Genomic DNA, 12,704 nt, shown 5'->3' with positions numbered 1-12,704 from the left:
TCAACACTCCCATAAAAGCTTATAGTCAGCTTAAAGAAAATCAGCGTTGGACTAAAATTAACCTAAATATAGAAGGGTTAAATACTAAAATTAAAAAAAAGTTATTAAAAGGAAAAAAACCTCAAATAGTAGAGTTAGTTGAAAATGCCAAAAAAATTATTGATAATTTATATCCTGTTTTAGAAAAAGAATTACCGCAATATTTAGATGATAATAAACAGGATATATTAGATGTTTTAAAACATCCTAAAGTAATAGAAAGAATAGAATCAAAATGAAAAGATCCTGAGTTTATACATAAAGCACTAGATGCCTCTATGCCTTTTGTAAAAGATGTTCTGCCGTCAATTACTAAACTTGCAAGCCTTGCTCTTTCCGATAGCGATAAAATTGCCGATGTAATACAAAAAGCTCAGTTAATTAAGTCACTTCCAAAGGAAGAGAAATCAAAAGAGGTAAAGGAATTGATTAGTACTTTGATACAAATTAAAGATAATAATCCAGAAATAAATAAAATAATTGAAAAAGACCTTCCTGAACTCTTAATAAAACATGCAAGTAGTTTAGGACCGGTTGTAGATGAGTTTTTAAACAAAACACCTAAGGGTCAAAAATTAAAACTAGACGGTGAAAAATTAGTAAAGATAGCTGGTAAACATGCACCTGAATTAATTAAAATTGCCGATAAATTTAGCAAACATGAATACGGTAAAATTATAGTGCCGGCGTTAAAATTATTATCAGAACCGAAAGTTCTAGGAGTAGTAGCAGAAACTATAGTTAATTTAGGAAAAAGTAAATTTAGTAAAGATAAAGAAGCGGTAGGATCACATACAAGTAAGGTATTAGAAGAAAGACAAAGAGAGATAGGAAATAAACAAGCCGGTAGAAAGGTATAGAAAGCCTACAAATTATAGCATAATTAAAGTAAAAAAATCTTGCTATTTATTGTAAATTCAAAGTGATATTATGAAATTACAAGGACAAAGCACTATGGCACTGTTAACAAAATATCTAAAAATATAAATAACTTAATTTTCCTTCACAGAACCTAACAAGTTATTTAATATTTTCTCTATATTATTGTTTTTTATACTATTGTGTAATATGTGACTTCTTGTTATAGATAGAATGAATATTTTATAAAAGTAATTTTAATTTATGTATTATTTCATCTATAAGTATTTTATTTAATGTTAAAATTTTATTTGCTTTACGTGCTTTGAAGTCCATTGATCTAACTTGATCGCATAATACCGCTCCCTTTATTTGCTGAAAATCTATTATTACTTCAAAGGGATAATTTTTATTTGACTAGTAATAGGAGCAAATAAAGCAAGACCACTTTTAAGATGATATTTGTAAGGGCTAAGTACAACCGCCGGTCTTGTCTTTTGAATTTCTTTACCTTTTTGCGGTTCAAAATCAAGCCAAACTATATCACCTTTTTCAGGTATATAATTTACCATGTTTCATTACCTTTAGTCTTATCATTACTTAATAATTCATGATGACGATTAGAGTCAGTAATATTATCTAGCAATGTATCTAATTCAGATTTTTCTGTGCTAATAATTAAACTATTATTGACTAATTTTAAATTAACTAAGGTACCTTCACTAACATGTAGTTTCCCTGCTAAGTGTTTAGGTATTCTAATACCTAAACTATTTCCCCATTTTTTAATTTGACTTTGCATAATAATATATTTGTTTTTGTATAAACAAGTATATACGTAAATGTAAATTTTGTAAATTAGTTAATTTAATAAACTTCACACATAAGGATTTTTTGTTTTTACATAAGTGAATCTAATAGGAATGCCGGGCATATCAAAAGCTTCACGCATATTGTTTACTAGATAACGAGTATAGCTATCGGTAATTTTTTCCGGATTATTAGAGAATAATTTGAAAGTAGGGGGGCGGGTTTTTGTTTGAGTCATATATTTTACACGCACTCTTTTCCCGCCTTTTTGTAGAGGTAGTGGATGTGCTTCCGTAGTAAAATTAAGCCATTCATTTAATTTGCTAGTAGTTATTTTCTTATTCCAAATTTTATAGATTTTAAGACAAGCATCTAAAACTTGCTCTATATTTTGTTTGTTTATTGCTGAAATAAATAGAACGGGTACACCTTTAACCTGAGGCAGATGAGTATTTATCTGATAATAAAATTCTTCCTGAAATGCTTCTTTTTTGGATTCTTTAACTAAATCCCATTTATTTACTACTATAACTATACTTCTCCCCTCATTTACCACATGGCTTGCAATATTTAAATCCTGCTGTTTTAAAGGGGCTAAAGCATCAATCATTAAGATTACGGTATTAGCAAATTTAATAGAGTTAATAGCATCTGAAGCCGATAATTTTTCTAAAGATTCTGTAATAGTAGATTTCTTGCGGAGTCCTGCCGTATCGATTAATTTAATGTGATTATTTTTATATTGCCAATCAATTTCAATTGATTCACGAGTAATACCGGCTTCAGGGCTGGTTAATAATCTTTCATCATTAATAAGAGCGTTTATAAAAGTAGATTTTCCGGCGTTAGGTCTACCACTAACTACTATCTGCAAACAATCTCCTTTAATTGGATCGGCTATATTTGTCTCGATTGATTCTTCTTCAGGTAACTTGGCAATAATCTCGTCATATAAATCAATTAAGCCTGTGCCATGCTCGGCAGAGATAGCCACCATACTATCAAACCCTAATTTGTAGTATTCTTTATCAAAATCAAAAGCTTTCTCACATTTATTAACTACCAATATAGCAGGCTTATTATATTTTCTAACAAAGCTACCAAGTAGCTTATCATCGGGCAATATTCCGCTTCTACCGTCAACCATAAAACAAATTAAATCTGCCTCTAAAATTGCTTTAGTAGTCTGTTCCATTAACCTTTCTCCCATGCTATCAGGATTCTCTTCAAGTCCTGGGGTATCAATTAACAAAAATTCAAAAGAGCCGATTTTGCCTTCTGTATATTTTCTATCCCTAGTGACGCCCGGCAAATCGTGAACGATAGCTTTTTTACGTATGCTTAATCTATTGAAAAGTGTTGATTTGCCTACATTCGGACGACCAACTAAAGTAATGATTTTCTTAGTCATTATTAATATATTATTATGGTTAAGAGAACTAATAATGCTCCGATAAAACTACTATATTTGCTATTATAATAGGTGTATTTTTTATTAATATGCCGTATATAAGCCAACTACAAAGAGCAATAGCACTTATAGTAAAGGCGGGCATAGAAACGGAAGCCGAAGATTTGCAGGTGAAAATCTTATGAGCCTGTACATAAAACATAAAATTGCCGATTGTACCGACAATCGTCATATATTTTTCGTAAGATTTCATGAATTTTGGAGACATATGTTTATTTTTTTAATGGATCGGTAAAACCTACTCGATGTTATCCTAGCTAAAAGCGGGAATCCAGTCGCTAAAAAGTGTAAACACACTGAATTTTAAAAATTAAAAGTTCAATTAATTTCGCTTTTTTCTGGATTCCCGCCTACGCGGGAATGACATAAATCGAGCCATAACGCCTATGGCTCCTCGCAATGACGACTCAGGCTACCCCTTAAAACTCGCAATTACCGGTATATGATCTGAAGGTTTTTCTTGAGTCCTTAAATTATAATCCATATAGCAATTTTCTAAATAGTCAATAGTATTATTACAACCAAGAATCATATCAATTCGCATACCTTTATTTTGTTCAAAACATCCGGCTCTATAATCCCACCATGAAAATTCTTGTTTACTCGGATGCCTCAATCTATATAAATCCTCAAACCCGGAATTTAGAATAGTACGTAGTTTTTTTTGTTCAATTTCAGTAAAACAAGTAGTTTCAGCAAGTAGCTTAGGTGAATATACGTCTATATCGAACGGTGCAATATTGAAATCACCGCCTATGATAGTTTTTTCATTAAAAGATTTTTTAGTTGATAGATAATTGATAAAATTATCATAAAATGCTAGCTTTACTACAAATTTGTCGCTACCGACAAATGAACCGTTAGGAGCATAGAGCGAAATTATATTACAAAACCCTATAGGTAATGATAATTTTATTTCTAAGAATCTTGCTTGATCACTGCAGTAATTATTCGGAAAATCCTTAATTATTTCATCGGCAGGAAATTTTGAAATTATAGCAACACCATTATATGATTTTTGCCCGTGAATGTAAAAATTATAAGGTAAATCGGATAATTCATCAAAAGGAAATTTTTCGGTTTCGCATTTTATTTCTTGCAATAATAAAATATCCGGATTTTCTTTAGATAAAAAATTACGCAATAAATTAAGTCTTGTTTTTATGGAATTAATATTCCAAGTAGCTATCTTCATGTTTGTTTTTCTATGTCTTCTAATTTTTCATTACGGAATCGCCACTCAAGAAAACCAAAATGATAAACTAAGAGACTAGTAATAAATGCTCCGGAAATTACTATAATCATTGAATATTTTATTGTATGATAATTTGGATTACTACCATACATATCTAATAATACGCTAAAAGCTATACCCCATAATACAGTGATTTCAATACTAACTCCTCTTGGTATCCTCTTAATTGAATTTTCTTTCATAATAAAATCTCGTAATATTGCACCGCAATTAGCCGTAATGAAAGCAAAAAACGGTCCCCAGAAACTTAGAGGTTCAATTTTGTGAATAATAACCATTGCAACTCCTATAATTATAAAAGTTGCTTGTCCGAATGAATCGCAAATTGCTACTATATTATTTAATGATTGTTCTAAATAATTATCTTCAGCAATCTGTTTATTATAATAGCTGAATAATTTAATAATTGTAAAACCGAGTAAAACTACTACAAATATGTAATAGAAATAAGAAGGAGTAAAATAGAAGTTTAAATGTCCGGTATCATGGTTTACTATTAAATCTAACATTATACAGCTACTAACAGATGGTAATACCGCAAATAAAAATGTACCGAATAAAGTACTATTTTTTCTGCTACTCAAAATAATTCCTGAAAAAGCAAAAGCAAGGCAACCAAGTAAACCTATAACATGGTACCAACGAGAATCTATAGATTTAGGCAATAGAATATGATATATGTATGTCTTAATAATTTTTTTATACTCGTTACTTGCAAGAAAATCATCTATCGCAAAATTAAATTGTTCAACTATATTTAAAGATACGGTTTTTTTGCTAAACATTAAATGTAGGGGTGTTTTAATATTTAAGGGAACTTCTAATATATTCCTGTCCATTGTTCTTCCTAAGATATTAACGGCACCGACAATTCGATCACTAATGAAACCGTCAATTTCTTTCTTGATTAGTCCATTTATCAATTCCATATTATTTTGATATATTCTAATTATATCTTGATTTTTCTCATTATATAAAAAATCCGTAAATTTAGGGTCTCCGTATACAGTACTTTTTACTATTCCTAACTGGAGATTAAATAGACGTATTTGTGCTGTTAGTTCATTAACATCTTGGAAATTTAACTTTTTGGCAAGTGGTTCAATAATAAATAATGATAATTCTTCAAGACGATAAGGTTTTGAAAAATAAGCATAGTTACTTCTCTCAGTAGTATAAGTAGCTCCTGCTTTCATGTCGGCATTTCCGCTTTGAATATCTAATTGATCTTGATACCAGCTATCTTGATTATACTCAATATTGATACCTATTTTTGCAGCAATAGCGTTAATTAATTCTATATCCATACCGGAAACGGTAGTATGACCGTTTGAAGTAGCAATTAAGTATTGGTAAGGTTCATTTATATACCAGGCATTTATCAAAGTTTTTTTATCGGCTGTCCCTTCGCATTCTAAAATTGCTTGTTGCTCGTTTGCACCTATGCTCAAAGCATAAAAATTTTTAGAAATGAGAAGTATAAAAATAAAAAGCTTTAAAATTTTCATGGTCTGTATTTTTTTAGAATTGTGTTTTGTTATTCCCGCGTGGCATTGTTACGTGGAACAACTTCACCTCTGTCATCCCGTGGCTTGATCACGGGATCTAGTTAAAAATACTAAAATATTAGTATTTTTTATTATTTTTATGGACCCCGTGGTCAAGCCACGGGGTGACACAGTGGGTTTTACCGATCTACGCAACAATGCCTTCCCGCCTACGCGGGAATGACATCGAATCCGTGTAATAAAGTTCCTTAATTACGAACTACTTTAATTTCGCCGTCAGAAAATTTAATATTAAAAATTTTTTCATTTGCAGCAGTAATTTTAGAAGATAAAAAATTATCCGTTTCCCCTTTAACTATAGCAAAACCTCGTTTTAATACGTTATTATAATCAAGGCTTGCAAGTAACGTACTATTTAATTCTAATTTATACTCAAAATTTTTCAAAGTATTATTTGCCGATTTTGATAGATAAGCTGTTTGATGTGTTAATTCTAATGTTTTGTAATTGAGTATTTTAGTAGGGTTAACTCTTTCTTTAGAAAAAGATTTAAGCTTTGTTTCTTGTAGTTCAATGAAACACGGTAAAGCATCTAGCAAATTAAAACTGGTTTCGTCCAGTAATTGCTGCCTATTATTCATATAGTGAGAGAGATATCTGTGTATTTTATCATAATTTATTATATTTTGTTCGTGATACTTAATTAACCTGCTAGTATTATTCAATAATATTTTTTCATAAGATTGTAGAGTATTATTTAAAATAGATCGTACCGGTACGGCAAATTCTGCGGCAGCAGTCGGTGTTGGAGCTCTTTTATCGGCTGCTAAATCTATTAAAGTATAATCCACTTCATGACCTACTGCGGAAATAATAGGAATTTTTGAGTTATAAGCGACACGTACTAATATCTCATCGTTAAATGACCAAAGATCTTCTATAGAACCACCGCCTCTAGCAACAATTATAACACTTGGTTTATTTATCTCTTCTAAATTGTTAAATCCTTCAATTGCTTTAGCAATTTCATTGCCGGAATTTTCGCCTTGTACGCTAACCGGCCATATTATTATTCGAGTCGGAAAACGTTCGCGAATGCGATGAATAATATCTTTAATAACAGCACCGGTTATTGAAGTGATAACGCCTATTTTATCAGGTAAAAAAGGTATAGGAATACGTTTCTTATTAAATAGTCCCTCTTTTTCTAAACGAGCTTTGCGTTCATTTAGAATTTGCAACATAGCACCAAGTCCTGCAGGTTGCAAATTATCTACCGATAATTGATAGCGTGAATTACCTGAATAACTTGAAAGTTTGCCGCTAATCACCACTTCCATACCGTCATTTAAAGGAAATTTGATTTTAGCAAAAATAGGACGCCAGCAAGTACAAGCTAAAATAGCGGTATTTTCTTTTAAGTTAAAATAAGCATGACCTGAGCTTGCTATTTTTAAACCTGAAATTTCTCCTTTTACCTTAATATAGCCAAAATTATTTTCTAATAATTCTTTGATTTTATTAGAAATCTCACTAACTGAAAACTCTTTAGTTGCTTGATTTGCAATGAAATTATCTAGCATTTTATTAGTACTTGGTTTTTTGAGCTTAGAGTGGCTTTGTTGCCTGGTTCTTGAAAAACGTTCCGATGTCATCCCGTGGCTTGACCACGGGATCCAGTTAAAAATACTAATAATATTAGTATTTTAAATTGTTTTTATGGACCCCGTAGTCAAGCTACACGGGGTGACAGTAGTGGAATCGATCCACACAACAATGTCTCCTCACAATGACGGTTATCATCTCCATAGAATAACCTTGCACTGCAAAAGAGCAAGCAAAATTTTTTATTATTTGATATATTACTAATAGCTTGCTATTATTTTTTACTATTAAAATATATTTATTAATATAAATGCTATTGCGAATAATATGCTTGCTTATTATCATAATATTTTCTTTGGTAAGCTTTGCCGATCTTTCTAAGAATGGTCAGAATATTAAAATTAGTAATATGATAGCCGACTTCGTAGAGTATAACGAAAGTCAGGATTTGATATATGCTAAAGGTAATATAAGAATTATCACGGATGAGTATTTATTAACGGCAGATAATTTACTTTATGATATAGAAAATGATATTTTATGGGTAGAAGGTAATATCCGAATTAAGGATAAACAAAACAGAATAATAGAGGGTGATAAAGCAGTTTTAAAAGACGAATTTAAGAAAGGGATCATATCGGAATTCATTTTACTTTCTGGTGATAATAATCTTTTAATTGCTAAACTTGCCGAAAGAATAGATGAAAATAATCTTAAGCTGCACCATGCCGAATTTACTCCTTGCGATGTTACTTGTAATAGAAACCCTATTTGGCAAATTGCTGCTAAAGATACTTATATTCATTCCGAAGAGCATAGGATAGTTTATAAAAACGTGTTTTTTGAAGTATACAGCGTACCGATTTTTTACTTACCGTATTTTTTTCATCCGACTCCTACGGCCCCTGCAACTTCTGGATTATTGGTACCTGACGTCAAAAATAAAGGGTTTGGTATACCTCTATATCTACGTGTAAAACCTAATATGGATTTTACTCTCACTCCAAGAATTTTTAGTAAATATCAAACTTATGAGCTAGAAGCACGCTATCGTCCGAATGATACCGATAATATGAATTTTCAAGGTAGTTACGGTAAATTACCGTATTTTCTAAAAAAAGACGGGAATGTAGTAAAAAATAAAAAGGTTTCTTCTTATCATTATATAGCAAGCGGTAATTTTATTAGTACCGATAAAGTTTATGATTACGGCTTCAGGGTGGAGCGTACATCGGATAAAGCTTATTTAAAAAATTATTATAATAACTACGCTTCATATTTAACTTCTAAAATATTCTTAAATAAAATTCATGAGGCTGATTATTTTTCGGTGGAAGGATTAAGTTTTCAAGGTTTAGGTAGTAATGATAGTAAATATACTGACCCGTTAGTATTACCGAAAATCAATACAAAAAACGTGATAAATTTGAATGATAATGACAACAGCCATATCGTTGTTGAAAATAATACGTTAATGTACAAAGAAAGAATAGGGAAACAAGTCGCTAGAACCTCTTTGCAACTATCCTTTATGCATAATGTGCTGACTTCTTCAGGGCAAATTTTTGATTTTGTAGCAAAAGATAGAGGTGATTTTTATCTTGCTAGACGGGCTTATTTAGATAAGACGAGAGAAAGTAAATCATTTCAAAGGAATATACCGGAATTGCAAACCTTATGGCGTTATCCGTTAGTAGGTAATATAACAAAAACGATAAATTTACTTATTGAGCCGGTGGTTTCTTTTACTATGGGACGTAAACTATCTAAGAAAGATAAAAAATTTGTTATAATTGATCCTGCTAAATATGAATTATCCGAAAAAAATATCTTTTTATCAAATCGTTATAGCGGTATTGATTGCCATGATTTCGGTAATAGATTAAGTTACGGCTTAAATACTAGTATTGCTAAAGAAGAAAATTATTTAAAATTATTTTTAGGACAGTCGCGTAATACAAGATATAGTATAGATTTGCCTGCAGATGATACGGAAAATGTAGGGCAGATTCTAGGTAATATTTCTAATAATTTAGAAGTGTTTTATAGCTTTCGGAAAGATAAATATTTCAGACCTATTAGAGATGAGGTGGGAGGAAATTTTAACTATGATAAGATTAACTTGCTAGGTAGTTTTATTCAGCTTACAAACCTTAAAAAATATTATTCCGTAGAAAATATAAAGGTTTCAAATAATAGAGTACGACAATTTTATGGAGACATAAATTATCAGCTAGCAGAAAATTGGACTATAGGCTTTGGTGCACGTATTGATCTCTCTAGACATTCTCCAAATTTACTTACTCGAACTATTAGGGTGACATATGCTCAAGATTGTGTTAGAATTACTGCAAAGATTTATTCCGATTATCTAGCCGATGGAAGCAGAGGAATCAAAAAGACTACCTCTTCGCCGACTATTTCTATTGGTTTAAAAGTTTTGAATATGTGAGTTTAGCATTGTGCTTGTGTGGATAGTCATCATTGCGAGGAGCGAAGCGACGTGGCAATCCAGAAAAAGTAATAAAAAATGCTATTTAGCATTTTTAACTGGATTGCTTCGTCAATTTACTATGTAAATTTCCTCGCAATGACGAGTTGCTATCCACATAAAAACTATTCCAATTATTACGTTATGTGAGTCTAGAAATATGAGAAAATTATTATTAATCATTACTGTTTTTTTTGCTTTTAATGTAGCACAAGCTTCGCTGCCGAATATAGTAGCATCCGTAAATGATGAACCTATTACTCTTAATGAGTTCCGTGCTAGAAAAAAAATGATTATGGCACTAAATAATGTTGAAAGTCTAACGCATGCTCAAGATAAGCAGCTAAGTGACTTAGCAATCAAGAGCTTAATTGACGAATCTTTGCTTTTTCAATATGCCGGAGATAGAGAAATTCCGCAAGAAGAGATAGATAATGCTATTAAATCTATTGAAGATCGTAATAAAATGCCTCATGGTTCTCTTCTTCAGTATTTAAAAAGCAGATCAGTTAATCCTGATAGTTTTATTTCCCAAATTAAATCCGAGTTGATTAAAATGAATATTTTATCAAGTCTATCAAGATCGGTACAAGTAAGTAATAAAGAAATAGATGTCGCAATTTTATCTAGTGATCAAAAAGACGTAGAAATTTCAATGCAAGTGTTTACATCTAAAGATGGTGGCAATAAAGCGTTTACACAGATGAATAATTTGAAAAATCGACTAAAAAAATGTGCAGACGTTAAAAAATCGCTTTATGATAATTTTGCTACTATGCAAATTATTACCGATAAGCTTAGCAAGATAGAAGGTGTAAAACAAACTATTTTAAAGGACTTAAGCTCGGATAAAGCAAGCAATGTTTTTGAAGTAAATAACAAATTTGAAATAATATTAGTGTGCAGCAAAAAAATCTTAAATGTTAATGAAGATGAAAATAATTATGTAGTAAACTTCCTAACCAATAAAAAGATTTCACAAAAAGCACAAAAAATGTTTGAAAATATGCATAAGAAAGCAGCTATAAAAATAATGCTGCCGTCTTAGTATGTAGTTGTTCTATGTCATTCCCGCGAAGGCGGGAATCCAAAAAAATAACCTTGATTATTAACAGAATTATATACTTGATAAAAATAAACGTTTTACTGGATTCCCGCCTTCGCGGGAATGACATGCAATATGCTCCCTTCAATTGCAAAACATGCAGCAGCTCATCAAATTAATCCTCTTAAAAAGCACGGACAAAATTTTATTTTTGACAGTAGTCTATGTGATAAAATTGTACGTGCGAGTAACCTTGCAGAAAATAGCAGAGTGCTAGAAATAGGACCCGGCACCGGAGGATTAACTAGGTCAATATTGCAGAAAAATCCTGAATCCTTAACTGTTATAGAAACAGATGAGAGATGTATCCCGCTCCTTAATGAGATTAAAGAATATTATCCTAATCTAAATATTATAAAACAAGATGCTCTTAAAATAAATTTAACTGATTTAAGCTATGATAAAGTAACTATAATCTCTAATTTACCATATCATATAGGTACTGAGTTAGTAATTAGATGGCTGAAAGAAGCACGGTTAATTACTAATATGACGCTAATGTTACAAAAGGAAGTAGTAGAACGTATTTGTGCTATGCCATCAACTAAAGCATATGGCAGGTTATCGGTAATATGTCAGTTAATTACTAAAGTGGAAAAATGCTTTGACATAGCACCGACTGCTTTCTATCCACCTCCTAAAATATATTCTGCGATAGTCAAACTAATACCTTTAGAAAATCTGCCGTCTATTGCTCTGATAAATAAAGTTGAGCAAATAACAAAACTTGCTTTTGCAGGACGACGGAAAATGATCAAATCATCACTGAAAAATCTTGTACCTAATATACATGAAATATTAACTCAGTTGAAAATCAATGATAATTATCGTGCTGAAAATCTTACTCCTCAAGATTATTTGAGAATTGCCGAAATGTTAGACACTGTCACCTAGTTTGCTTGACAAGCGTTGTTGCATGGCTCAACTTCACTCTTGTCATCCCGCGACTTGATCGCGTGATCTAGCTTAAAATACTAAATTATTAATATTTTTTATTGTTTTTATGGACCCCGTGGTCAAGCCACGGGATGACACATCATTCAGTTTTATCTAACTTTTTTGCTTCTGCTTCTTGCTGTAGTTTATATTCTGCTGCTTTTTCTTCTATGTAGTTAAAAAAGAAATAACAAAATGTTAAAAAGCTAGTTAAAATGATTGCAAACGTTATTAATATTAATTTAAGTTCTTTTTTAGAGTTTTCAGCTTTTAATCGCTTTTCCTCCTCTTCATCAATTATAAACTCAGGTAATATATCTGATTCTTCTTCTTTATTTTCCATGCGTTACCAATATCTTAAGTTTATTAAAAATTAATGATAGAGTTTAAATATCATTTAAGTAAATTATGATATAAAGATACTTAAAATAAGTCAACAATTTTTAATCATTAGTTGTGATTTAATATAAATTACTGGTGTTTTTTAAAATAATTTTCCTTCACAGAACCTAGAGTTTCTGATTGTTAATTTTGGGAAATCTACATTATCTTAGCCAAGTGTATGAAAGTGTTTAAGCTTTCTTCGTCGTCTTTGGTCATTATATAATGGAAGTGTTGAGAGATAA

General features: G+C 31.0%; 14 protein-coding genes and 3 pseudogenes. 6 read left to right on the top strand and 11 right to left on the bottom strand.

Annotated features, from left to right (window positions below; genetic code table 11):
* Together SB78_RS04710 and SB78_RS10970 are read left to right on the top strand one after the other, a co-directional pair.
* Window positions 1-278, top strand: a pseudogene (locus SB78_RS04710) (hypothetical protein); the annotation flags it as partial.
* A gap of 39 nt (window positions 279-317) precedes the next feature.
* Window positions 318-899, top strand: a complete 582-nt coding sequence (locus SB78_RS10970; RefSeq protein ID WP_241773750.1) for a hypothetical protein — start codon at window positions 318-320, stop codon at window positions 897-899.
* A 241-nt stretch (window positions 900-1,140) separates the two neighbouring features.
* Here SB78_RS10970 and SB78_RS04700 read toward each other — a convergent pair.
* From SB78_RS04700 to xseA, 8 genes and pseudogenes are all read right to left on the bottom strand, one after another.
* A pseudogene (locus SB78_RS04700) lies at window positions 1,141-1,469 on the bottom strand (type II toxin-antitoxin system PemK/MazF family toxin).
* Complete coding sequence (locus SB78_RS04695; protein WP_041078961.1) at window positions 1,463-1,699, bottom strand: AbrB/MazE/SpoVT family DNA-binding domain-containing protein; 237 nt, start codon at window positions 1,697-1,699, stop codon at window positions 1,463-1,465. The pseudogene SB78_RS04700 and the gene SB78_RS04695 overlap by 7 nt, the downstream one beginning before the upstream one ends.
* A gap of 75 nt (window positions 1,700-1,774) precedes the next feature.
* Window positions 1,775-3,118: a ribosome biogenesis GTPase Der gene (gene der / locus SB78_RS04690; protein ID WP_041078960.1), complete on the bottom strand. Its 1,344-nt coding sequence runs from the start codon at window positions 3,116-3,118 to the stop codon at window positions 1,775-1,777.
* Window positions 3,119-3,120: 2 nt separating this feature from the next.
* Window positions 3,121-3,386: pseudogene (locus SB78_RS04685) on the bottom strand (SemiSWEET family transporter).
* A 204-nt stretch (window positions 3,387-3,590) separates the two neighbouring features.
* On the bottom strand, window positions 3,591-4,373 hold the full coding sequence (xth, locus tag SB78_RS04680) for an exodeoxyribonuclease III (RefSeq protein WP_041078958.1): 783 nt from the start codon (window positions 4,371-4,373) through the stop codon (window positions 3,591-3,593).
* The gene (locus SB78_RS04675) at window positions 4,370-5,941 is read right to left on the bottom strand and encodes a transporter substrate-binding domain-containing protein (protein ID WP_041078957.1); all 1,572 of its coding nucleotides are present in this window, start codon (window positions 5,939-5,941) and stop codon (window positions 4,370-4,372) included. Before SB78_RS04675 ends, xth begins: the two co-directional genes overlap by 4 nt.
* Window positions 5,942-6,013: 72 nt before the next feature.
* The gene (locus tag SB78_RS11780; protein ID WP_338390879.1) at window positions 6,014-6,136 is read right to left on the bottom strand and encodes a hypothetical protein; all 123 of its coding nucleotides are present in this window, start codon (window positions 6,134-6,136) and stop codon (window positions 6,014-6,016) included.
* 53 nt (window positions 6,137-6,189) lie between these two features.
* Window positions 6,190-7,524, bottom strand: a complete 1,335-nt coding sequence (xseA, locus tag SB78_RS04670) for an exodeoxyribonuclease VII large subunit (protein WP_041078962.1) — start codon at window positions 7,522-7,524, stop codon at window positions 6,190-6,192.
* Between xseA and SB78_RS09710 the strand changes: the two genes are divergently transcribed.
* A complete protein-coding gene (locus SB78_RS09710) occupies window positions 7,508-7,651 on the top strand; it encodes a hypothetical protein (RefSeq protein WP_158510105.1) in 144 nt (47 codons plus the stop codon). The two genes, xseA and SB78_RS09710, sit on opposite strands and share 17 nt — an antisense overlap.
* A 27-nt stretch (window positions 7,652-7,678) precedes the next feature.
* Here the strand turns inward: SB78_RS09710 and SB78_RS10960 are convergent, their stop codons facing one another.
* A complete protein-coding gene (locus tag SB78_RS10960) occupies window positions 7,679-7,891 on the bottom strand; it encodes a hypothetical protein (protein WP_081420957.1) in 213 nt (70 codons plus the stop codon).
* Between SB78_RS10960 and SB78_RS04665 the strand changes: the two genes are divergently transcribed.
* Together SB78_RS04665 and SB78_RS04660 are read left to right on the top strand one after the other, a co-directional pair.
* Entirely contained in the window at window positions 7,857-9,998 is a 2,142-nt protein-coding gene (locus tag SB78_RS04665; RefSeq protein ID WP_041078956.1) for an LPS-assembly protein LptD, read from the top strand. The genes SB78_RS10960 and SB78_RS04665 overlap by 35 nt on opposite strands.
* Before the next feature lie 199 nt (window positions 9,999-10,197).
* Entirely contained in the window at window positions 10,198-11,085 is an 888-nt protein-coding gene (locus SB78_RS04660) for a SurA N-terminal domain-containing protein (RefSeq protein WP_041078955.1), read from the top strand.
* On the opposite strand, the gene SB78_RS09705 is transcribed toward SB78_RS04660, so the two are convergent.
* On the bottom strand, window positions 11,060-11,212 hold the full coding sequence (locus SB78_RS09705) for a hypothetical protein (RefSeq protein WP_158510104.1): 153 nt from the start codon (window positions 11,210-11,212) through the stop codon (window positions 11,060-11,062). The genes SB78_RS04660 and SB78_RS09705 overlap by 26 nt on opposite strands.
* Window positions 11,213-11,217: 5 nt before the next feature.
* On the opposite strand from SB78_RS09705, the gene rsmA reads away from it, so the two are divergent.
* Window positions 11,218-12,036, top strand: coding sequence for a 16S rRNA (adenine(1518)-N(6)/adenine(1519)-N(6))-dimethyltransferase RsmA (gene rsmA / locus SB78_RS04655; RefSeq protein WP_041078954.1), 819 nt, complete (start codon window positions 11,218-11,220; stop codon window positions 12,034-12,036).
* A 142-nt stretch (window positions 12,037-12,178) separates the two neighbouring features.
* Here rsmA and SB78_RS04650 read toward each other — a convergent pair whose 3' ends face one another.
* Window positions 12,179-12,421: an RP671a family tick cell line-upregulated protein gene (locus tag SB78_RS04650; RefSeq protein ID WP_041078953.1), complete on the bottom strand. Its 243-nt coding sequence runs from the start codon at window positions 12,419-12,421 to the stop codon at window positions 12,179-12,181.
* Between the last annotated feature and the right edge of the window lie 283 nt (window positions 12,422-12,704).

It is taken from the genome of Rickettsia asembonensis, from assembly GCF_000828125.2.
Classification (GTDB): domain Bacteria; phylum Pseudomonadota; class Alphaproteobacteria; order Rickettsiales; family Rickettsiaceae; genus Rickettsia; species Rickettsia asembonensis.
The sequence above is the reverse complement of the archived record's forward strand: the minus strand, read 5'-3'. Positions and strand labels throughout refer to the sequence as shown.